The organism is Pseudonocardia sp. Ae150A_Ps1 (genome assembly GCF_001932315.1).
GTDB lineage: Bacteria > Actinomycetota > Actinomycetes > Mycobacteriales > Pseudonocardiaceae > Pseudonocardia.
Genome location: NZ_MCIJ01000001.1, coordinates 1,466,730 through 1,486,580 on the forward strand (window position 1 = coordinate 1,466,730; position 19,851 = coordinate 1,486,580).

Here is a 19,851-nt window from a genome sequence, read left to right on the forward strand (position 1 = left end):
CCGGGGCCGGGCCACCGCGGTGTCGGCGGGCCCTGCCACCGCGGTGTGGGCGGGCGGGCCGGGTCACGGCGGTCTGGGCGGACCGGGGCACGGCGGTGTCGGCGCTCCGGGTCACGACGGTTCGAAGGGCCGGTCCGGCGGCGCCGCACGCGTCGGGGATGCGGGCCGCCGACCGGCCTTCTGGGGAGCGGACGATCCGCTCTCCTCCCCGTCGTCCCGCGGTGCCCCGGGAGGTTCCCGTCGGGGCCGGGAGCTCCCGGGATGCTCCGACCGGGTGGCGGGGGACCACCCGGCAGGACGTCCGGTGAGGAGGTGGTGCTGTTCAGGTGAACGAGCGCGGGCGGGCCCGGGTTACGGATCGGCAACGGATTTCCCTGATCCGGGGGAACGGACCTCCGCGGCCGGTTTCTGTCGGACCCCTCCCCTAGCTTCCGCGGTGATCGCACGACCACACGACGAGGGAGGCCCCGATGATCGTCGACTGCGACCGCTGCGAGGTCCGTGGCACCGCCTGCGGTGACTGCGTGATCGGCGTCCTCATGGACGTGCCCGAGATCGACCGTCCGATCCCCTACCTGCCGGTCGACCTGCCCGGCGAGCAGACCGGCCGGAGCGGTGCCGCGGCCGTACCCGGCGGGCTGCGCCCGGTGGCCGGCGGTCCGGGGAGCGGCCCGGTCGAGTTCGCCGAGCCGGAGCGCCGGGCCCTGCAGGTGCTGGCCGACCACGGCCTGATCCCGCACCTGCAGCTGGTGGAGCCGTCCGAGCGGCGTGCTCCCGCGGCGGAGCGGCCCCTGATGCCGGTCCCCGTGGTACCGGTCCGCGACCGGCGCCACCGCGACGCGGGCTGAGTCCGGGCTCGTTCAGCCGCCCAGGCGGCGCAGCAGGACGGCCGAGGGCACCGTGTGGGCACCGCTGCGACGCACCGAGCGGACGACCTCCTGGTCGGTGGTCGCCACCAGCAGGGGGCGCCCGCGGGGCTCGGCGGCCACGAGATCGCGCACGACGTCGTCGGCGATCACGCCGGCCTCGCTGAACAGCACCCGGACGCCGCGCCCGCCCCGCAGCGGCGCAGCGCTGACCGCGGCACCGTCGAACACGACGGTGATCTCCACCCCGGTACGGGCGCCGAGCACGCCGAGCTGCCCCACCAGGCGCGAGCGCTGGTCGGCCAGTGGCAGGTCCGGGTAGCCGGTCTTGCTGACGTTGTAGCCGTCGACGATCAGGTGCACCGCGGGCATGGCGAGCAACGTGTCGAGCGCGGCGAGCCCGTCGACGGGCACCCCGGCCCGCCCGCGGGCCGCGGTCGCCGCGTCCCCGCCCGTCCCGGCGAGGAGGTCCGCCGGGCGCGGTCCCCCGGCGCCCACGTCGAGCTCGCGGCGCAGACCCGCGATCGCCCCGCCGACCGTGTCCAGCAGCAGCTCCAGCCGCACCTCGTCGCCGCGGCGCGCCTCCCGGGCCGCCGCCCGTGCGGCGGCGACCTCCCGGGTCGCCGCCTCGGCCCGGCGCCGCTCCTGTTCGGCACGCTCCCGTTCGTGCGCGCACTCGGTGCGCGCGGCGGTCAGCCGCTCGTCGGCCCCGGCACGCAGCCCGGCGACCTCGGCCTCCAGCTCCGCGCGGGCGTCGAGCGCGGCGCGCAGCTTCCCACCCTGGTCGCTGATCCGGCGTCGCATCTGCTGGAACTCCGCGTCCCGGCTCCCGACGACCGTGCGCGCCTGGTCCCGTTCCTCCGCGACCTCGGCCCGCACCCGTTCCAGCTCGGCGGTGAGCTTGTCGACCTTGGCGAGCGCCTCGTCCCGCTCGGCCCGCATCGCGGTCAGGTCCCCGGACTGCTCGGCCTCGGTCACCCGTCGCCCGGCCCGCGGGTCGCCCGTGAGCAGGGCGACGGCGGCCGCGTCGAGCTTGTCGACCGGGGCGGGGAGGTCCCCGTCGGTGTCGGACCCGGCAGTACCGGCCGCCGGGCCGGCCGCGGAGGCGGCTGCCGAGGCGTCGTCGCCACTCCCCTGCTCCGTCCGGTCCGGCAGCTCCAGCTCGCCCGGCCGGTGCTCGGCCCACCACGCGACGACGGCCGCGCGGAACGCCGCGTCGGACTCCAGCTGGGCGACCAGGACCTGCCCGGCGAGCCGGGCCCGCTTCGCCGGGGTGAACGTCGCGAAACGCCGCAGCGGGGCGGGCACCTCGACCGGCCGCAGGCCGCCCAGGGCCGCGCTCGCGATCTCGGCGAGCCGGGCCCGCAACGGCGCCGACAGCGGCGGCCAGGGAGTGCCGGACCCGGGACCGGTGCAGTCGGAGCCCGGACCGGGGTCGTCGGAGCCGGACGGGTCGCGTGCGGGGCCCGACGAGTCGCGTGCGGGGCCGGACGGGCCGCGTGCGGGGCCGGACGGGCCGCCGGAACGGTCCGAGGGGTCCTCGGACGCCCCGGCGCCGGGACACGACGGGACGCCGGAAGCCGTGGGGCCCGGTGCATCCGTGTCGTCGTGCGCCATCGGTCCAGGCTATCCCCGACCGCCGCCCCGTGCCGCCGACCGGCCGGGCACGGAGCCCGATCGGAACCGGCCCGTCACCGACCCGGTTCGAACATACTGTCGGACCCCGGCGCTACGGTGCGGGACGTGACCCCCTGCTCCCCGCAGCTCACGTTCGACGAGCTCGGCACCCCGCTGCGCGACGTCACGTTCTGCGTCGTCGACCTGGAGACCACCGGCGGCAGCCACCGGGCCGACGCGATCACCGAGGTCGGCGCGGTCTCGGTACGGGGCGGGGAGTCGGTCGGCGAGCTGTCCACGCTCGTCGACCCGGGCACGCGGGTGCCGGCCGACGTGACCCGGCTGACCGGGATCACGAACGGGATGCTCGCCGGTGCCCCGCCGCTCGGTGCGGTGCTGCCCCCGGTGCTCGACCTGCTCCGGGGGTCGGTGCTGGTCGCCCACAACGCCCCGTTCGACACCGGGTTCCTCCGGGCCGCGTGCGAGCGGCACGAGCGTCCCTGGCCGTCGCCACCGGTGCTCTGCACGGCCCGGCTGGCCCGCGCGGTGCTCCCCCGCAGCGAGTGCCCGAGCGTGCGGCTCGGGGCGCTCGCGGCGCACTTCGGCTGTCGCACCACGCCGGACCACCGGGCGCTGACCGACGCCAGGGCCACCGTCGAGGTGCTGCACCACCTCCTCGAACGCATCGGGAACCTCGGGGTGCAGAGCCTGGAGGAACTGCTGCAGCTGGTGAAGGACCGGGCGCCGCACCGCCCGACCACCGCGCAGCGGCAACGCCGTCACCTCGCGAAGCGGGTGCCGTCCGAGCCCGGGGTCTACCTGTTCCGCGGCGCGGGCGACGAGGTGCTCTACGTCGGCACGAGCGGGGACCTGCACCGCCGGGTCCGCTCCTACTTCACCGCGGGCGAGCGGCGCCGCCGGGTCCGCGACATGGTCGCGCAGGCCGAGCGGGTCGACACCGTCGTGTGCGCGCACGCGCTGGAGGCGTCGGTGCGGGAGCTGCGCCTGATCGCCGCGCACCGGCCCCGGTACAACCGGCGTTCCCGCAACCCCGGCCGCGCCTGGTGGGTGGCGCCGACGGCGGAGACCTTCCCGCGGCTCTCGGTCGTCGCCTCGCCGCGGGAGGGCGCACTCGGGCCGTTCTCCTCGCAGCGGGCGGCCACCGCCGTCCTCGACGCCGCGCTCGACGCGGTCCCGCTGCGCCGGTGCACCATCCGGATCCCGGCGCGGAACCCGTCCGGGACGCCGTGCGCGCTGCACGAGCTCGGGCGGTGTGCCGCGCCGTGCGCCGGGCTGCAGTCCGCCGAGGACTACGCGCCGGCCGTCGAGTCGTGGCGCGAGCTGGTCGAGGGCCGCAGCGACGCCCCGCTGCGCGCGCTGGCCGACGGGGTGGACGCCCGTGCCGCCGACGGCCGGTACGAGGCCGCCGCACTGGCCCGGGACCGGCTCGCGGCGCTGGCCTCGGGTGTCGACCGGGCGGGCACGCTCGCCGGGCTCGCCGGGCTCGACGAGGTCGTCGGTGCCCGGCCGGACGGCAGCGGCGGCTGGCAGCTCGCCGTGCTGCGGCACGGCAGGCTCGCCGCAGCCGGGAACGCCCCGCGCGGGGTCCGGCCGATGCCGGTCGTCGAGGCACTGCGCGACGGGGCACAGACCGTCCTGCCCGAGCCCGGACCGCTGCGCGGCGCTCCCGCCAAGGAGGTGCGGCTGCTCTACCGCTGGCTGACCGAGGGCGGCACCCGCCTGGTGTACAGCACGCCGTCGTGGGCGGAGCCGGCCCGGGGTGGCGGGCCGTGGCGCGAGTGGGCGGACCGGGCCCGCGACGCCGCGCACCGTACGGGCGAGCAGTCCCCCGACGAGCCGTCGCACCGCACCTGACCGCACCGCACCTGACCGCGCCGGACCCGGAACGCGGACGGGCCCCGCCGGAGGTGTCCGGCGGGGCCCGTCGTCGTGCGTTCCTAGGAGATCACTCGGTCGGCTGCTGCGGACGACCACCGTCGTCCGGCCGGCCGGCGAGCTCCTCGCGGCGGGACTCGAGCTCCCGGCGGGCGGCCGCGCGCTCGTCGCGCTCGGTCAGCTCCCGCTCGTGGGCCTCGTGCCGGGCGTGCGCCAGCTCCCGCGACTCCTCGGCCGGGTCCGGCTTCATCAGCGAACCCGGGACCGGCTCGCCGGCCGAACCCAGCTGGTTCATCCGCTTCGGCACGGACGTGCCCTGGTAGTCCAGCTCGATCGCGTGACCGTGCGAGTCGACACCGGCCAGCGGCTGGTGCACCTCGATGAACTCGCCGTGCGGGAGCCGCTTGATGATGCCGGTCTCGATGCCGTGCTCCAGCACCGCGCGGTCCGACTTCTGCAGGCCCAGGCACCAGCGGTAGGTGACCCAGTAGACGATCGGCGGGACGATCATCAGCCCCAGGCGGCCCGCCCACGTCGTCGCGTTCAGCGAGATGTGGAAGAAGTACGAGATCCAGTCGTTGAACCCGCACATCACGAGCCACAGGTAGAACGAGATCGCCATCGCGCCGAGCGCCGTGCGGACCGGCACGTCGCGCGGACGCTGCAGCAGGTTGTGCAGCGCGTCGTCGCCGGTGAACCGGCGTTCGAGCGCCGGGTACATCCCGGCCACCACGAACAGCACCGGCAGGAAGCCCGCGGTCGGGATGAACGCGGCCGGGATCGTGTACTCGCCGAACAGGTAGAACTCCCACGGCGGGAAGATCCGGCCCATGCCCTCGGACCAGAGCATGTAGAAGTCCGGCTGGGACCCCGCGGAGATGTGCGAGGCGTCGTACGGGCCGAGGTGCCAGATGCCGTTGATCTGGAACTGGCCGGCGATCAGCGCGAGCACACCGGCGACGACGGCGAAGAACGCGCCGCCCTTCGCCGCGAACTGCGGCAGGATCCGCACGCCGACGACGTTCTTCTCGGTCCGTCCCGGGCCGGGGAACTGGGTGTGCTTCTGGTACCAGACCAGCCCGAGGTGCACCGCGATCAGCGCGAGGATGATCCCCGGCAGCACCAGGACGTGCAGGATGTAGAGCCTGGGGATGATCTCCGTGCCCGGGAACTCCCCGCCGAACAGCGCCCAGTGCACCCAGGTGCCCATGATCGGCACGGTCAGCGTGATGCCCGAGGCGATCCGCAGGCCGACGCCCGAGAGCAGGTCGTCCGGCAGCGAGTAGCCGGTGAAGCCGGCGAAGGTGCCCAGCAGGATCAGCACGATGCCGATCGTCCAGTTGGCCTCACGCGGCTTGCGGAACGCTCCGGTGAAGAACACCCGGAACATGTGGATGATCATCGAGGCGACGAACAGCAGCGCGGCCCAGTGGTGCAGCTGGCGCATGAACAGGCCGCCGCGGACCTCGAACGAGATCTCCAGCGCGGACTCGTACGCCCGCGACATGTGGACACCTCGCAGCGGGTCGTACGGGCCGTTGTAGACGATCTCCTCCATGGAGGGATCGAAGAACAGCGCCAGGTAGATGCCCGACAGGATCACGATGATGAAGCTGTAGAGCGCGATCTCGCCCAGCATGAACGACCAGTGGGTCGGGAAGACCTTGTTGAACTGCTTGCGCAGTCCGGCCGCCGGGTGGAACCGCTGGTCGAGCGCCTCGGCGCCCTTCTCGTTCAGCCCTCCGGAGGAGGACCTCGGCGTGGTGATCGAACTCATGTCGTCTTCGGCCTCTCCCAGAACGCGGGTCCGACGGGCTCGACGAAGTCGCTCTCCGCGACGAAGTAGCCCTCCTCGTTCACCGTGATCGGCAGCTGCGGCAGCGGCCGCGCGGCCGGCCCGAAGACCGGCTCGGCGTCCTCCGTCGCGAGGAACTGCGACTGGTGACAGGGGCACAGGATGCGGTTGTCCTGTGCCTGGTACAGCGACGTCGGGCACCCGAGGTGGGTACAGACCTTCGACCATGCGTAGTAGTCGCCGTAGCTGAAGTTCTCCTGGCCGGGACGCGCCGTGACCGGCGTACCCGGGCGCAGCCGGATCAGCATGACCGGCGCGTCGGAGGCGCGCTGCGCGTGCAGCAGCTCCTCCTCGTTCCCGCGCTCGCTCTCCCGGTAGGGGAAGACGGTCATCATCGAACCGGGCTCCATGTCCTCGGGACGCACTCGTGCGATCTCCCCGAGGATACCCGTGTCGGTGCGGAGGTACACGGTCTCGCCGCCCTCGGGGCGCCATCCGGTGTGCCAGAGCGGCGCTTCCTCGCCCTCGGCCCACGGGTTGCGGACGATGCCGCCGAGCGCGATCACGCCGGTACCGATGCCGAGCACCGCCGCCGACAGCCCGGCCGAGCGGATGATCAGCTTCCGGCGGCCGAGCGTGGTCCCGTTACCGGCGTCGGCCAGCTGGGCCATGATCGTCCGGCGGTCGATCTCGTCCGACGGGCCGTCGTGCCGCTGCTGGACCGCGACCTCGGCCGGGAAGAGCTTCTTCACGGCCTGGATCACCGCGATGCCGAGCGCCAGGATCGACATCCCGAACGTGAGGCCGATGACCGGGGTGTAGAGCGAGTACAGGCCGACGCCGGGCTCGCCGGCGTTGACGTACTCCCACGGCCACCAGATGAAGGCGACGACGAACGCGATCCCGGAGATCGCCGAGATCAGGAACCACAGCGCGACCGCGCGCTCGGCCCGCTTCTCCGCCCGCGTCCCCGGGATCGGGAAGGCGGGCGCGTTGTGCACGACCTCGACCTCGTCGAGCTCGCCGGCCAGGCGGGCCAACTGCTCCGGCGACATCGCGTCGAGCTCCTCCTGGGTCGGGCGCCCGCCCGGCCCGGTGCTGACGTCGCTGCTCAAGACTTCGCCCCCAACCAGATCGCGAACCCGACGAGCCCGGACATGACGACGGTGAAGATGAAGATCCCCTCCGCCGTCGGGCCGAGACCCAGGAGCGCGTTGCCACCCGGGTCGTTCGTGTTGTTGACCGACTTGATGTACGCGATGACGTCCTGCTTCTCCTCCGACGTGAGCTGCTGGTCGGAGAAGCGCGGCATGTTCTGCGGGCCGGTCTGCATCGCGGTGTAGATCTGCTCCTCGCTGGCCGGAGCCAGCGCCGGGGCGAACTTGCCGGACGACAGCGCGCCGCCCACACCGGTGAAGTTGTGGCAGGACGCGCAGTTCAGGCGGTACAGCGTGCCGCCGCGCCCCGGGTCCTCACCGCGCAGCGCCTCCCCGCGCTCGACCGGCGTGACCGGTCCGCCGCCGTTCGCCTGGATGTAGGCGCCCAGCGCCTCCAGGTTCGCGCGGCCCTCGGCGGACTCCGGGTCGAAGATCGGCAGCGGGTGCTTGCGCATGGCCTGCGCCTCCTGGCGGGCCATCGGCATGCGGCCCGAGGAGACCTGGAAGTAGACCGCCGCGTCGCCCACACCGATCAGGCTCGGCCCGCGGTCCTGCTCACCCTGCAGGTTCGCACCGTGGCAGGTGATGCAGGTGTTGTTGTAGAGCTGCTCACCCTTGGCGATCAGCGCGGCGTCCGGCTGCGCCTCGGCCAACTGCGGCTGCGGCGCGAAGGCGGCGTAGAGGAAGCCGACGGACAGCAGGCCGAGACCGATGGCGAGGGCGCCCGCGATCCGGCGGCGCAGCTTGCCGTGCGGGCGGCGCCGGGCGCCGGCCTTCTCGTCCGGCCGGTTGCCCGGTGGTGGGTTCTGGGCTGCGTGGTCAGCGCCCTCGGGGTTCTCGGTCATCGCTGGGGGGTTTTCCAACCTCGACGTCGTGGCGGGTGGGGAGTCTCGGGACGTAAGTGGGGCTCGGCCCGTTATCGGATGAAGTAGATGACGGCAAACAGTCCGATCCACACCACGTCGACGAAGTGCCAGTAGTAGGACACGACGATCGCTGCGGTGGCCTGCGCCGGGGTGAACTTGCTGAGCCTGGTGCGGATGATCAGGTAGACGAACGCCACCAGACCGCCGATGACGTGCAGGCCGTGGAACCCGGTCGCCATGTAGAAGACCGTGCCGTACGAGCTGGCGGCCATCGTCGTGCCGGTCTCGACCAGCTCGTAGTACTCGTACGCCTGGCCGACGACGAAGAACGTGCCCATCGCCAGCGTCAGCAGGTACCACCGCCGCAGCCCGAACACGTCGCCGCGCTCCGCCGCGAACACCCCGAACTGGCAGGTGAACGACGACGCCACCAGGACGATCGTGATCGCGAGCGCGTAGGGGACGTTCAGGTGCGTGGGCGGGGGCGGCCAGGGCCCGTCGTTCTGCGCCCGCGCGGTGAAGTACATCGCGAACAGCCCGGCGAAGAACATCAGCTCGCTGGAGAGCCAGACGATGGTGCCGATGCTGACCAGGTTGGGGCGGTTCAACGAGTGGATCCGCGCGCTGATGTTGGGTGCCGCTGTCGTCACGCCCGGCATTATGACCCGACGCGAACTTCTACGGCTTGTCGGGATACCCCTTCCCGCATCACGATCGGCGAACGGTGCCGATGATCAGCAGGTCTTCGCCTGGTCGGGAGGACGGGGCGCCGCCGTCGCCGGTGCCCGACCGATCGACGTTCGGGAGTGTCGGGGAGTTCCCCTAGTATCGGCCACCGTGGCGAGCGGAACAGCGGCAGGGATCGGCAGCGCGGCCGGTGGCGCGGCGGGGACGAGTGCGGGCACCAGCACCGTGCTCGTCTACAGCCACCGCCCCGAGGTCCGCGAGAGCATCATCCAGGCGGTCGGGCGGCGCCCGGCGCCGGACGTCGGGCGCGTGCGCTACGTGGAGGCCTCCGGCATCGCCGAGGTCCTCGCTGCGTGCGACGCGGGCACGGCCGACCTGCTGGTCCTGGACGGTGAGGCCCAGCCCACCGGCGGGATGGGTGTGGCGAAGCAGCTGCACCACGAGGTCACCGACTGTCCCCCGATCGTGCTCACCGTCCGCCGCCGCGACGACCGCTGGCTGGCCACCTGGTCGGAGGCCGACGCGGTGCTCGTGCACCCGCTGGACCCGATCGAGGCGGCCGAGGTGATCGCGCAGGTGCTGCGCGACCACCGGGCCGGAACGCTCACCGAGACCGAGTAGGGACCGCACCGCGTGACTGCACCGACCTGGCCGTCCGTCATCGGCCGCCTCATGCGTGGCGAGGACGTGAGCGCCGAGGAGTCCACCTGGGCGATGGGCCGGGTCTTCGCCGGCGAGGCGACGCCCGCGCAGCTCGCGGGCTTCCTCGTGGCGCTCCGCGCGAAGGGCGAGACCGCCGCCGAGATCTCCGGGATGGCCGACGCGATGCTCGCGCGCGCGCTGCGGGTGGAGGTCCCCGGCCGGGCGGTCGACGTCGTCGGGACCGGTGGTGACCAGGCGCAGACGGTCAGCATCTCGACGATGTCGGCGATCGTCGTGGCGGCCGCCGGCGCGCCGGTGGTCAAGCACGGCGGCCGGGCCGCGTCGTCGCAGTCCGGCACCGCCGACGTGCTGGAGGCGCTCGGCGTCGCGATCGAGCTGAGCCCGGCGGCGGTGGAGCGCTGCGTCGCCGAGCTCGGCATCGGCTTCTGCTTCGCGCAGGCCTTCCACCCGGCGATGCGCTACGCGGGCGGGGTGCGGCGCGAGCTCGGCGTCCCGACCGCGATGAACGTCCTGGGGCCGCTGTCCAACCCGGCCCAGCCCGAGACCGGGCTGATCGGCTGCGCCGACCCCCGGCTGGCCCCGGTGATGGCCGAGGTGTTCGCCCGGCGCGGCAAGTCCGTGCTGCTGGTCCGCGGCGACGACGGCCTGGACGAGCTGACCACGACCACGACCAGCTCGGTCTGGATCACCTCCGGCGGAGCGGTGCGCCGGGAGACGCTGGACCCGGCCGCGCTCGGGGTCCGGCCGGTGACCGCCGAGGAGCTGCGCGGCGGTCCGCCGGAGGTCAACGCCGCCGTCGTGCGGGACCTGGTCGCGGGCAAGGGCGGTCCGGTGCGGGACACCGTGCTGCTCAACGCCGCCGGTGCCCTGGCCGCACACCGCGGGGTGGACGGCGCGCTGGCCCCCGCCGTCGCCGACGCGATGGAGACCGTGGCGCGGGCGATCGACTCGGGCGCCGCCGCGGACCTGCTGGCCCGCTGGGCCGCGCTGTCCACCGAGCTCGCCGCGGGCTGAGCGCGCTGCCGGCCGACCGGCAGCGCGGACCGGGCCGGGCCGGGCTTCCGGCCGGTCGTGGACGCACCGGGTCCGCGGTCGTCCGGCGCGGTCCGCAGTCGTCCGGCGCGGTCCGCAGCCGTCCGGCGCGGTCCTCACCGGTGTGACCGCATCCGGCGACGGCCACCCCTGTGTGGAATCGCTGCCTCGAGCAGCGATTCCACACAGGGGTGGCCGGCCCTGGCCGTCCGGGCGGTGGAGAGCCGGGGATCCGCCCTCAGTCGAGGCCGATGGAGTAGGCCGCGTCGGTGTCGGCCTTCGAATACGAGCGGAACGCGATGTGGGTGTCGGTCCCGACGACGCCGTCGACCTTGCTCAGCTTCCCGGCGATGATGTCGGCGAGCTCCTCGTGCTCCCGCACCTTCACCACCGCGATCAGGTCGACGTCGCCGGCGCAGGAGTAGACCTCCGCGACACCGTCGAGGTTCGCGATCGTCTGCGCGGTCTCGGGGATCCGGTCGGCTGCGGTGTGCACCAGGACGATCGCGGTGATCACGACGGGACTCCCCCTCGGGTCAGGGTCTGACGGTCGCCGCACAGGCTAGTGCGCGGATCCCGTGTGGCGCAGGCCGCACCTGGTTGCTACGGTGATCGCATGCGTTCCGTCGAGCTCACCCTTGCTCCGGCCGCAGCGCTGCCCGCACGACTTCTCGCGGTAGTAGCACTGCGCGTCGGCTGATCCAGGCCGCCGACGCGCCGCGCCCCATCCAGGCGCACCCCTCTCGTACGCCGAGACCTGGCTCGCGTTCACACAGCACGTTCTCCCTCGTGACGCACGGAGCCTTCTCATCATGAGCATCACCGCTGACCGCCCGACCACCTTCGCCTTCCCCGCCTCCTCCGGCGGCGCCGCGGACATCGCGTCCCGGATGCCGCGGCGGCACACCGTCGTCACCGGCGACGGGATGGAGGGCGTCATGCAGGTCGCGACGGCACTCCAGACCTGCGGCCGCACGCTGCGGGAGTTCTGCGTCGACGTCCGCGAGGGCGTCGCCTACAGCTCCGTCACCTGCACGATGTCGATGACGCCGTCCGAGGCCGACGAATTCGAGACCCGGATGCTCGCGATGCCGTTCGTCCTCGCCGTCGACGCGTACTGACCGGTCGGCCCGTACCGGTGGACCGGGTCACCCGCCTCCGGTCCGGGTGCCCCGGGCGGCGTCCAGCATCGCCGTGCGCTCAGCGATCTTGACCCGATCGGTGCCGCCGCGCCGCTGCCCGAGCGCGATCTCCGCGGCATCCAGGCGCTGCCAGTCCTCCCACAGCACCGGGTCGACGCCGAACTCCCGCAACCGGTCGATCACTGCGTCGCCGCCGGGCCGCGGCGGGGTCGCGAGGCCGGGCAGGTCCGCCAGCAGCGAGGCCGCGGTCTCCGCGCCGTCGCCCTTGTTGGTCCCGATGACGCCGGTCGGCCCCCGCTTGATCCAGCCGGTGACGTAGCTGCCTCGCAGCGGCTCCCCGCCGAGCACCACCCGTCCGGCCTCGTGCGGGACCGTGCCACCGGCACCGTCGAACGGCAGGCCCGGGACGGGCTCGCCGGCGTAGCCGATGGCGCGCACCACGAGCCCCGTCTCCAGCAGGGACGTCTCCCCGGTCCCCCGTACCGAGCCGTCCGGCGCGATCTCGTTGCGCTCGATCTCGATCGCGCGAACCCGTCCGGAACCGTCGCCGTCCCCGACGAGCCGGACCGGGCTGCGCAGGAAACGCAGGTGGATCCGTCGCCTGCCGCCGGCGCCGGGCGGGTCGGCCGCCCACTCGGTGAGCGTCTCCAGGACCTGCCGCATCCGGCGTTCCGCGGGCTCCTCGACCCCGGCGGCGAGGATCCCGTCGTCGTGCACCCGAATCTCGACGTCGTCCAGCTTCCCCAGCGCACGCAGCTCCGCCGGGGTGAACCGGACGTGCTGCGGCCCGCGCCGGACCAGGGCGTGCACGTCGATGACGGCGCTGTCACGCAGCCGGTCGAGGACCACGTCGTGCAGGTCGGTGGCGGCGAGATCGTCGGCGGGGCGGGCCAGGATGCGGGCGACGTCGATCGCGACGTTCCCGGCACCGACGACGACCGCACCGGCCCGGTCCAGCGCGGGTCCCGGCCCCGCCGCGTCAGGATGGCCGCAGTACCAGGACACGAACGCTCCCGAGCCGACCGATCCGGCCAGCCCCTCCCCCGGGATCCCGAGGTCGCGGTCGATCGCGCTGCCGGTGGCGTGCACGACGGCGTGGTAGTGCTCACGCAGCACCTCCGGCGGCACGGCGCCGCCGCCGGCCGCGTCCCCGACGTGCACGTTGCCCAGGAACCGGACCCGGTCGGCGTCGTCGAAGGTGGACACCAGCGCCCGGATCACCGACTTCATCTTCAGGTGGTCCGGGGCGACGCCGTAGCGGACCAGTCCGTACGGGGCGGGGAGCCGGTCGAACACGTCGACCTGCACGTCGGGATCGCCCTCCAGCAGGGCCTCCGCCGTGTACAGGCCGGAGGGGCCGGAGCCGATCACCGCCACCCGGTACGGCCGCGGGACGGGCACCTGCGGGGACGTCACGATCGCACCTCCGGCCGTCGGTCGGTGACGACGCTAACAGTCCCCGTCGCCCCCGGCGATCACGCGGCGCGCCGGATGCCCCCGCCCGTCACGCGCACCGCGGGACGGCCGTCGGGCAGCAGCAGCTCGGTGCGCAGCGTCCAGAACCGGCGGCCGTCGCGGACCGTCTCGGTGCGGACCCGCAGCGGCGCGTCGACCTGGACGGGCCGTAGGAAGTCCACGGTCAGCGCGAGCGAACGCGCGGTCGGGTCCGCGAGGTGGCGGGCCTGCGCGGCGGCGCCGATGCCGGTCAGGACGGCGTCGTGGGTGGTGCCGTTGAGGTTCACCGTCGACGGGCCGGGGGTGAACAGGGCGTCGTCGCCGTCGGACTCCAGGTTGTCCGGTACCAGCCGGGCGGGGTCGAACGGCGGGAGCTCGGAGCGGAAGTCGGTGTCGTCGTCGGGACCGCCGCCGGAGCCGGCGTCGACCGCGGCGCCGCCCGACGCCAGCCCGCCCGGCCGGTCCGGGACGCCGGTCAGCGCCATGGTGACGACGGCGTGCGCGACCGGCACACCGGTGTCGTCGTACATCTCGGCGCGGCCGATCCCGATCTCGTCATCGAGGTGCAGCAGGGTCAGGTCGGCGGTCAGCCACCGGGCGCCGGGCGCGGGGACGCCGGTCAGGTCCAGGCGCAGGTCCACGGTCGGGGCACCGGCGACGAGCTTGGCGGTGGAGAAGACGAGGTAGCCGATGCCGGAGTCGGCGAGCAGCGCGGGCAGGAGCCGTCCACCATCGGTGCGGACACCGTCGGTGATCGGGGCGCGCAGCCGGATCCGCTCGGCGGTCGACGCCGGGTCGGGCACCATGCCCAGGCCGGTCTCGACCGGCGCGCGCCGCATCCGCTCGCGGGTGGACGGGCCGGAGGTCGACGACGTGGTGGGCATACCCGTCATCGTGCGATACGGGAACGTTTCGCAGGCGGGCGGGCGGGTGTGCCGTCCCTCACGCGGGGCGGCGCTCGTCGCGGTGGCAGCGGAACGTGCTGCGGTAGTCGGCCGGCGAGACGCCGAGGGCACGCCGGAAGTGGTGGCGCAGCAGCGCGGCCGTGCCGAACCCGGTGCGGGTGGCGACGGCGTCCATCCCGAGGTCGGTCTCCTCCAGCAGGGTGCGTGCGTGCAGCACCCGCTGCGCGGAGATCCACCGGTGCGGCGTGGTGCCGGTCTCCTCCACGAAGCGGCGGGCGAACGTCCGCTCCGACATGGCGGCCCGCCGGGCCAGCCCGGCGACGGTGTGCTCGCGGTCGAGGTTCTCCAGCAGCCAGGCCAGCACCGGCGCGAGCGAGTCGGCGGTGCACTCCGGGACCGGCAGCTCCACGAACTGGCGCTGCCCGCCCTCGCGCTGCGGAGGGACGACCATCCGGCGGGCGATGCCGTTGGCGACCGCGCCGCCGAGCTCGCGGCGGACGAGGTGCAGGCAGGCGTCGATCCCGGCGGCGGTGCCCGCACCGGTGACGAGGTCGCCGTCGTCGACGTAGAGGGCGTCCTCCTCGACGCGGGCCTCGGGATGGGCCGCACGCAGCTCGTCGGCGTGCTTCCAGTGCACGGTGCAGCGGCGGCCGGCGAGCAGCCCGGCGGCGCCGAGCACGAACACCCCGGAGCAGACCGAGAGCACGGTCGCGCCGCGGGCGTGCGCGGCCCGCACCGCGTCGAGCGCGGCCGCCGGGAACTCGCGCAGCGCGGTCGCGGCGACGCACACCAGGTCGGCGCCCGCCAGCGCGTCGAGACCGTGCTCGGGGGTGATCGTGACGCCGCTCTTCGTCGTCACCGGCCGTCCGGCCTCGATCCCGCAGACCGACCAGTCGAGCACGGGCAGCCCGTCGTCCGAGCGGTCCAGGCCGAAGACCTCGCAGAGCACGCCGAACTCGAAGACCGCCAGCTCGTCGAGCACCAGCACGGAGACGCTGCGCAGCATGGACCGACGGTAGAGCGGCAGGAACCGGCCGTCCACGGTCGTTCCTGCCACGCGCCGTCGGGATCCCGCCGTGGTCAGCCCGCGTACCAGGCGGTGAGGCGCTCGGCCTCGTCGGCGACGGCGCGGGCGGACGCGGCCGTCGTCGTGGGTCCAGGTGCCGGCGACCCGGCCGGCGACCAGGAACGTCGGGGCCGAGCGGGGCCTGCTCGTCGCGAAGACGAGGTGCCGGTGCGCGGCGGGCAGGATCCGTCCGCGGGCGGCGTGGGCGAGCAGCAGCACGGCGTCGAACGGGCCCAGGAACCGCACCGGTGCCGGGGTCCGCGGGTCCGGGAGCGGTGCCCGCGGGACGTCGACGAGCTCGGTCCCGTCCTCGTCGCGGAACCGGCGCAGGTCCAGCTCCCCGAGCGCGGTCCGGGCGACGCGGACCGGCCAGCCGGCGAAGCGGGCGACGTCCGGCGCGGAGGCCGGGCCGAACGCACGCAGGTACCGGCGGGCGAGTTCGACCCTGGCCTGCTGCACGGCGTCCTCGCCGGGGTCGCCGGTATCCCGGCCGCGCCGGGCGGCCAGGCCGTAGACGTGCGCGCGGGGCGTCGTCCACGTCCCGGCCGGCGGCACCCTGACCAGCGGGACCCAGTGCTGGACGCCGGGGAAGGTCCCGGCGGGAAGTCCGCGCGCCGCGAGCTCCGCGGTGATCTCCGTATGGCGGCGCGGTCCGCCGGCGAGGAGATCCGCGACGGCTGCCGCCGCGGCGGTCATGTCGTCGCCGGTGACGTCCCGGCGGAGCCGTAGCCACTCCGCCCGCTGCTCGTCGCGGACGGCCGCGGTGAACGTCGGGTGGTCGCGCCGGCTCAGCATGTGGATCGTCGAGCGCATCGCCCAGGTCTGCACGACCCGCCCGTCGTGCAGCATCGCGGTGAGCGCGGCCCGGTCGAACCCGCGGAGCCGTGCGGCCAGCCCGAGATAGCCCGACGGCGCGTGCTGGGTCTGCAGCCCGCCCAGCCGTTCCAAGGCCCGGGGCACGCCCAGGTCGGCCCGCTCCAGCAGCAGCTGGCGGGCGAGCAGGGCCCGGAGCGAGTCGTCCGCGGTGAGCAGGCGCATGCCGCGATCCTGCCCGGTCCGCGCCGGTCGGTGCGCCTCAGCGCGTGGCGTACCGGTTCGCCGGGCGGGACAGGCCGAACCGCTCGCGCAGCGACCCGTCGCAGGGCGCGGGTGACCAGACGTCGCCGAGCGCGGGCAGCAGCCCGTCGACGATCTCCCCGGCACCGCTCGGCAGGGCCAGCGGCGCGAGGACGAACCCGTCGGCGGCCCGTTCCTCGGCGGCGTCACGCAGCAGCGCGGCGAGCCCGGCCGGGTCCCCGACGTGGCGCAGTGTCGCCGGTCCGAGGTCCGCCCCGGCCGGGGCGAGCGCGTCGAGCTCCCGGAGCCGGTCCGCGGCGTCCGGGCCGAGCAGGGTCTCGACGTCGAGCAGCACCGGGACGGTCCCGGGGTCCCGGCCGGCGTCGGCGTGGCGGCCCACGACCGGCAGCGCCGCGGTCTCGTCGCCGCGCAGCACGGTCAGCGGCCGCCCCTGCGGCGGCCGGGGCGTGATCGACGGGCCCTTGACCGAGAAGAACTCGCCGGCGAAGTCGATGTGGTGGAGCCTGTCGCGGTCGACGAACCGGCCGGTCGGGGCGTCGCGGATCTCGGCGTCGTCCTCCCAGGAGTCCCAGAGCCGGGCGACGACGTCGATCACCTCGCCGGCCTCGCGCCAGAGCGTCGCCGGCTCCTCGGGTCCGGTGCGCCCGAAGAGGTCCGCCTCGGCGCGGGTCCGCGACACGTCGGGCTGCCAGCCGGCACGCCCGGTCGCGACGAAGTCGAGGGTGGCGACCGCCTTGGACAGGTGGAACGGCTCGGTGTGGGTGACCGTCGCGGTCGGGACGACGCCGATGCCGGGCACCGCAGGAGCGACCCGCGCGGCGATCGCGACGGCGTCGAGGGTGCCGGGCAGCGCGGCGGGGTCGTCCGAGGGGGGTTGCAGCGAGTCGGGCAGCGCGACCAGGTCGAGACCACCGCGCGCCGCGGTCCGGACGACGTCGACGTGGTGCTCGGCGGTGAGCAGCCGGTCCGGATCGGCGCCGGTCGACCGCCAGGCGCCGGGATGCCGCCCGGCCGCTCCGAGCTCGACCGCCAGGTGCAAGCGTCCGCTCACCGTGCCTCCCTCGTCGTGACCGTCCCTCCGGCGCAACCGGGCCGTGCGGGCCGATGTTCCCGCCGGGGACCTCAGCCGGCCCGGACCGCCACCCGTTCGAGCCCGCCCGGGCCGACCCGCCAGGCGACGATGCGGCGCAGCCGGACCCGCAGCGGCCGGGCGAACACCTGCCGCCAGCCGTCGAGTTCCTGGTCACCGAGCATCTCCCGGTACTTCTCCCCGAACTCGCGCAGCTCCGGCTCCGGCGGTTCGACGGCCGGTGCGGCGTCGCCCTCGGCGAGCACGACGTCGGTGCCCGACGCCGCGGTGTCCAGCGACAGGCACACCCCGGGCCGGTCGCGGAGCCGGGCGACCTTCGCGGTGTCCGGCCTGCTGAAGATCAGGATCTCGGGGTCGGCGAACAGGAACCAGACGGGAACCGAGTGCAGGCGGGCGTCGTCGCCGACGGTGGTCAGCCAGATGACCGGTTCGGCCGCGAGCCGGGCCGCGACGTGGGCGTGCCCGGGCGCACCGCGGTCGAGCAGCGCGGCCGTCATCGCAGGCCCCCGGCCGGCATAGTGATCTGAATCAGAGTAGTCATGCCGCCGATGGTGCCCTATCCGGCGGCCCGCAGGTCCGCCTCGATCGCGGACACGCACGCCCGCAGCTCCGGGAGCACGTCCGTGCGCAGGGTCGCGGCGTCCAGCCGGGACGCGTGGGTCGACACGTTCGCCGCGGCCGTGACCCGCCCGGCCCGGTCGTGCACGGGAACCGCGATCGAACGCAGCCCTTCCTCGAGCTCCTGGTCGACGACGCAGTGCCCGTCGGCCCGGACCCGGCCGAGCTCGGCCCGCAACGCCTCCGGGGCGGCGACGGTGTGCTCGGTCAGGGTCTCCGGACGCAGCCCCGCGAGGTAGGTGTCGAGGGTGGCGGGCGGCAGCGCGGCGAGCAGGACACGACCCATCGACGTCGCGTAGGCGGGGAACCGGGTCCCGATGGTGATCGCGACGGTCATGATCCGCGACGTGGGCACCCGGGCGACGTAGACGACGTCGTAGCCGGTGGCCGGGTCGCCGTCGAGCACCGAGACCGATGCCGACTCGCGCACCGTCGCGACCAGCCGCTCCAGGTGCGGGGCGGCGACCTCGGGCAGGCCCATCGCGGACAGGTAGGACCAGCCCAGTTCCAGCACCCGCGGGGTGAGGGCGAACAGCCTGCCGTCGGTGCGGACGTAGCCCTCGTCGGCGAGGGTGAGCAGGAACCGGCGCGCGGCGGCACGGGTGAGGCCGGTGGAGCGGGCGACGTCGGCGAGGGTCTGCTGCGGGCGGTCGGCGTCGAACGAGCGGATGACGGCGAGCCCGCGCGCCAGCGACCGGACCTGCTCGCGGCGCTCCCCCGGCTCCTCGCTCACCGCGGTCGCCCCGCCAGCACCCGGTCGGCCAGCTCCGCTGCGTGGCCCGCCCCGCTGCCCTGCGCGCCCGCGGCGAGCGCCAGGTTCCGGCCCATCGCGTCCGGGTGCACCTGCAGTCCCTCGAGACACGTCCGCAGCCGGGAGGCGGCGCCGGCGGCGACCCGGAGCAGCCCGGTGAGCGTCTCCCACTCGGCGTGCCAGGCGCCGGCGGCGCGCTGGAACTCCTGCTCCTGCGCCGCGAGCAGGGTCGCGACGAGGCCGGGGGCCCGCGTCGCGGCGCCGCGGGCGGTCACGGCCGCGGCGGGGTTGCGCTTATGCGGCATCGACGACGAGTCCCCCGGCGCGGCCTCGGACACCTCGGCCAGCTCGGTCGCCGACAGCAGGACGACGTCGCCCGCCGGCTTCGCGCACGCCCCCGCCGCGACGCCGAGCGCCCCGGCGAGCTCGCCGATCCGGGTGCGCTCGGTGTGCCACGGGACGCCCTGCGGGGCGAGCCCGAGCCGGGCGGCGAGCGCGTCGGCGACGGCCGGGCCGTGCTGGTGGGTCGCGGCGAGGGTGCCGGCGGCGCCGCCGTACTGGACGGGGAGCTCGTCGAGCACCGCCGCGAGCCGCACCCGGGCGCGGTCCAGGCCGGCGCACCAGTTCGCGGCGACCAGGCCGAACGTCGTGGGGAGCGCCTGCTGACCCAGGGTCCGGGCGGCACACGGGGTTCCGCGGTGGTCGCGGGCGAGCGCGGCCGCGGCGTCCGCGCAGGCGGCCAGGTCCTCGGTGATCCGGTGCCCGGCCCGGCGGGTGAGCAGCACGAGCGCGGTGTCCAGGACGTCCTGGCTGGTCGCGCCCGGGTGCACCGCCCGCTCGGCGCCCGGCTGGATCCGGGCAGCGGCCGCTTTCAAGCGCTTGACCAGCGGGATCACCGGGTTGCCGCCCTCGACGGACTCCGCGGCGAGCGCGGCCGGGTCCACCCCGGCGACGGCCGCGACGGCCCGCTCGACCCCGTCGGCGTCGTCGGTGGAGACCGCGTCCTGTTCGGCCGCGACCGCCGAGAGCGCCAGCTCGACCTCGAGCAGCGCGGCGATCCAGGCGCCGTCGTCGAGCAGCACGTCGACCCGGTCCGTGCCGGACAGCGGGCCGAAGAGGGCGTTCGCCATGCGGACGAGTGTACGCAGAGAGAACAGGGAGAATGGAG

The 19,851-nt window shown here is 74.8% G+C and carries 18 protein-coding genes and 1 pseudogene; 5 read left to right on the forward strand and 14 right to left on the reverse strand.

Annotation, left to right across the window (positions count from 1 at the left end):
- Nucleotides 1-470 precede the first annotated feature (470 nt).
- Entirely contained in the window at nucleotides 471-848 is a 378-nt protein-coding gene (locus Ae150APs1_RS06460) for a hypothetical protein (RefSeq protein ID WP_010224480.1), read from the forward strand.
- Nucleotides 849-860: 12 nt separating this feature from the next.
- Here Ae150APs1_RS06460 and Ae150APs1_RS06465 read toward each other — a convergent pair whose 3' ends face one another.
- Entirely contained in the window at nucleotides 861-2,483 is a 1,623-nt protein-coding gene (locus Ae150APs1_RS06465) for an NYN domain-containing protein (protein ID WP_083679965.1), read from the reverse strand.
- Nucleotides 2,484-2,609: 126 nt separating this feature from the next.
- Here Ae150APs1_RS06465 and Ae150APs1_RS06470 point away from each other — a divergent pair, with 126 nt between their 5' ends.
- Nucleotides 2,610-4,358 (forward strand): DEDD exonuclease domain-containing protein, encoded by a 1,749-nt coding sequence (locus Ae150APs1_RS06470; protein ID WP_249266238.1) that lies wholly within the window; start codon nucleotides 2,610-2,612, stop codon nucleotides 4,356-4,358.
- Nucleotides 4,359-4,449: 91 nt separating this feature from the next.
- Here the strand turns inward: Ae150APs1_RS06470 and Ae150APs1_RS06475 are convergent, their stop codons facing one another.
- The 4 genes from Ae150APs1_RS06475 to Ae150APs1_RS06490 form a co-directional block, all read right to left on the reverse strand.
- Nucleotides 4,450-6,156, reverse strand: a complete 1,707-nt coding sequence (locus Ae150APs1_RS06475; protein ID WP_083679966.1) for a cytochrome bc complex cytochrome b subunit — start codon at nucleotides 6,154-6,156, stop codon at nucleotides 4,450-4,452.
- Entirely contained in the window at nucleotides 6,153-7,289 is a 1,137-nt protein-coding gene (locus Ae150APs1_RS06480) for a Rieske 2Fe-2S domain-containing protein (RefSeq protein ID WP_010225594.1), read from the reverse strand. Before Ae150APs1_RS06480 ends, Ae150APs1_RS06475 begins: the two co-directional genes overlap by 4 nt.
- Nucleotides 7,286-8,176 (reverse strand): cytochrome c, encoded by an 891-nt coding sequence (locus Ae150APs1_RS06485; protein WP_139316817.1) that lies wholly within the window; start codon nucleotides 8,174-8,176, stop codon nucleotides 7,286-7,288. The genes Ae150APs1_RS06480 and Ae150APs1_RS06485 overlap by 4 nt, the downstream gene beginning before the upstream one ends.
- 71 nt (nucleotides 8,177-8,247) lie before the next feature.
- Entirely contained in the window at nucleotides 8,248-8,856 is a 609-nt protein-coding gene (locus Ae150APs1_RS06490; protein ID WP_010225598.1) for a heme-copper oxidase subunit III, read from the reverse strand.
- A gap of 202 nt (nucleotides 8,857-9,058) precedes the next feature.
- Between Ae150APs1_RS06490 and Ae150APs1_RS06495 the strand changes: the two genes are divergently transcribed.
- Both Ae150APs1_RS06495 and trpD read left to right on the forward strand, forming a co-directional pair.
- A complete protein-coding gene (locus Ae150APs1_RS06495) occupies nucleotides 9,059-9,505 on the forward strand; it encodes a response regulator (RefSeq protein ID WP_050802227.1) in 447 nt (148 codons plus the stop codon).
- Between the two features lie 12 nt (nucleotides 9,506-9,517).
- The gene (trpD, locus tag Ae150APs1_RS06500) at nucleotides 9,518-10,561 is read left to right on the forward strand and encodes an anthranilate phosphoribosyltransferase (RefSeq protein ID WP_139316818.1); all 1,044 of its coding nucleotides are present in this window, start codon (nucleotides 9,518-9,520) and stop codon (nucleotides 10,559-10,561) included.
- Between the two features lie 256 nt (nucleotides 10,562-10,817).
- Here the strand turns inward: trpD and Ae150APs1_RS06505 are convergent, their stop codons facing one another.
- The gene (locus Ae150APs1_RS06505) at nucleotides 10,818-11,096 is read right to left on the reverse strand and encodes an Lrp/AsnC ligand binding domain-containing protein (protein ID WP_010232544.1); all 279 of its coding nucleotides are present in this window, start codon (nucleotides 11,094-11,096) and stop codon (nucleotides 10,818-10,820) included.
- 295 nt (nucleotides 11,097-11,391) lie between these two features.
- On the opposite strand from Ae150APs1_RS06505, the gene Ae150APs1_RS06510 reads away from it, so the two are divergent.
- On the forward strand, nucleotides 11,392-11,700 hold the full coding sequence (locus Ae150APs1_RS06510; RefSeq protein WP_075296427.1) for a hypothetical protein: 309 nt from the start codon (nucleotides 11,392-11,394) through the stop codon (nucleotides 11,698-11,700).
- Between the two features lie 27 nt (nucleotides 11,701-11,727).
- On the opposite strand, the gene Ae150APs1_RS06515 is transcribed toward Ae150APs1_RS06510, so the two are convergent.
- The 8 genes and pseudogenes from Ae150APs1_RS06515 to Ae150APs1_RS06550 all read right to left on the reverse strand — a co-directional run bounded on the left by Ae150APs1_RS06515 (nucleotide 11,728) and on the right by Ae150APs1_RS06550 (nucleotide 19,813).
- Nucleotides 11,728-13,137, reverse strand: a complete 1,410-nt coding sequence (locus tag Ae150APs1_RS06515) for an FAD-dependent oxidoreductase (protein WP_083679967.1) — start codon at nucleotides 13,135-13,137, stop codon at nucleotides 11,728-11,730.
- A gap of 59 nt (nucleotides 13,138-13,196) precedes the next feature.
- Nucleotides 13,197-14,060: an acyl-CoA thioesterase domain-containing protein gene (locus Ae150APs1_RS31005; RefSeq protein WP_075296429.1), complete on the reverse strand. Its 864-nt coding sequence runs from the start codon at nucleotides 14,058-14,060 to the stop codon at nucleotides 13,197-13,199.
- A gap of 58 nt (nucleotides 14,061-14,118) precedes the next feature.
- Nucleotides 14,119-15,087, reverse strand: coding sequence for a helix-turn-helix domain-containing protein (locus tag Ae150APs1_RS31905; RefSeq protein ID WP_075301763.1), 969 nt, complete (start codon nucleotides 15,085-15,087; stop codon nucleotides 14,119-14,121).
- A gap of 192 nt (nucleotides 15,088-15,279) precedes the next feature.
- A pseudogene (locus Ae150APs1_RS31910) lies at nucleotides 15,280-16,185 on the reverse strand (winged helix DNA-binding domain-containing protein); the annotation flags it as partial.
- A 37-nt stretch (nucleotides 16,186-16,222) separates the two neighbouring features.
- Nucleotides 16,223-17,275 carry an LLM class flavin-dependent oxidoreductase gene (locus Ae150APs1_RS06535; RefSeq protein ID WP_075296431.1) on the reverse strand — a complete coding sequence of 351 codons (1,053 nt, stop codon included), beginning with the start codon at nucleotides 17,273-17,275 and terminating at the stop codon, nucleotides 16,223-16,225.
- Between the two features lie 71 nt (nucleotides 17,276-17,346).
- Nucleotides 17,347-17,811: a pyridoxamine 5'-phosphate oxidase family protein gene (locus tag Ae150APs1_RS32635; protein WP_075296433.1), complete on the reverse strand. Its 465-nt coding sequence runs from the start codon at nucleotides 17,809-17,811 to the stop codon at nucleotides 17,347-17,349.
- 59 nt (nucleotides 17,812-17,870) lie between these two features.
- On the reverse strand, nucleotides 17,871-18,665 hold the full coding sequence (locus tag Ae150APs1_RS06545) for an IclR family transcriptional regulator C-terminal domain-containing protein (RefSeq protein WP_060575482.1): 795 nt from the start codon (nucleotides 18,663-18,665) through the stop codon (nucleotides 17,871-17,873).
- Nucleotides 18,662-19,813, reverse strand: a complete 1,152-nt coding sequence (locus Ae150APs1_RS06550; protein WP_075296435.1) for a lyase family protein — start codon at nucleotides 19,811-19,813, stop codon at nucleotides 18,662-18,664. The genes Ae150APs1_RS06545 and Ae150APs1_RS06550 overlap by 4 nt, the downstream gene beginning before the upstream one ends.
- Between the last annotated feature and the right edge of the window lie 38 nt (nucleotides 19,814-19,851).